The 1,327-nt window shown below is 39.4% G+C and carries 1 protein-coding gene; it reads left to right on the top strand.

Features of this window, described 5'->3' with window-relative positions; translation table 11 throughout:
- The first annotated feature begins 79 nt into the window (after positions 1-79).
- Positions 80-1,184, top strand: a protein-coding gene (locus tag AB1414_21040; protein MEW6609898.1) for an IS3 family transposase whose coding sequence is annotated in 2 segments (ribosomal slippage) — positions 80-363 and positions 362-1,184 — 1,107 coding nt in all. Because the reading frame shifts where the segments join, the coding sequence is not laid out codon by codon here.
- Positions 1,185-1,327 lie beyond the last annotated feature (143 nt).

The following is a 1,327-nucleotide window of genomic DNA, read 5'->3' as shown; positions in this document are numbered from 1 at the left end:
ATATAATGGTAGGGGTTTTTCGGACCAGTAGTTAAGATACATTATGTGGTATAATGTATGGTAAAAAGGAGGTCCGAAAATGCGAAAAAGTTTCAGTCCTGAATTTATGGCTAAGGTTGCCCTGGCAGCAATCAAGGAAGAGATGACTATGGCAGAATTGTCGTCAAAGTATGAGGTTCACAGGACGCAAATTAGCAACTGGCGAAAGCATGTTTTAGAAGGTGTTGTGGACATTTTTAAAGGTAAAAAAGATAAGGCCAACAAAGAAAAAGAGAAATTAGTTGATGAGCTTTATCGTCAAATAGGTCAGTTAAGGGTAGAAAACGAATGGCTTAAAAAAAAATTTGCATCGTTTGAGCATTGAAGACAAAAAGAGGCTGATAGAGCCTGAAGATGAGCAGTTAAGTATTCGAAGGCAGTGCGAGCTTTTAGGTTTACACAGATCCAATCTTTATTATGAGCCAGTAAAGGTATCGGAGGAAACATTGAAAATAATGAACCGTATTGATGAGATTTTTACAGAGGCACCCTTTTATGGGAGTCGTAAGATAAAAGAAGCCTTGAGGCGAGAAGGTTATCATATTGGGAGAGAGAGGGTTTGTACTCTTATGAAAAAGATGGGACTTTATGCAATTTATCCAAAGTCAAATTTAAGCAAGCCACACTCACAACACAAGATATATCCATATTTACTTAAAGGAATGGATATTACCCATCCTAACCAGGTGTGGAGTGCAGATATTACTTACATTCGGCTAAGGCAAGGATTTTTGTATCTTGTTGCCATCATTGATTGGTTTAGCCGTTATGTATTGTCCTGGCGTCTGAGTAACTGTCTGGATGTGTACTTTTGCGTAGAGGCACTGGAAGAGGCATTAAAAAAAGGTAGTCCTGATATATTCAACACTGATCAAGGCTCACAGTTTACGAGTAATGATTTCACAGGGATATTATTGAATAATGGGATCAAAGTCAGTATGGATGGTAGAGGTAGAGTATTCGACAATATCTTCACCGAGAGGCTGTGGAGAAGTGTGAAGTATGAAGAGGTTTATATAAAAGGCTATCAGGGTTATGATGATGCAAGAGATGGGTTGGGAGGTTATTTTCCATTCTACAACAATAGTCGTTACCATCAATCATTGGGATATAAAACCCCATATGAGGTTCATTATGGAGGTTAACAGCCAAAAAGAGGGGGATGTTTTGCGAGGTTGGTCAAAGGGTAACTCCAGTCGCCCTACGGGCTCCTTCCGTTACCCTTTGAGGTATACCCAATGCATCTAAAAAAAGAGTAAAAATGGTCTTGACAAACCCGGCCACCTCA

The organism is bacterium, from assembly GCA_040755795.1.
Lineage (GTDB): Bacteria > UBA9089 > CG2-30-40-21 > CG2-30-40-21 > SBAY01 > JBFLXS01.
Note: the sequence above shows the minus strand (reverse complement) of the source record. Positions and strands in the feature narration are given on the sequence as shown.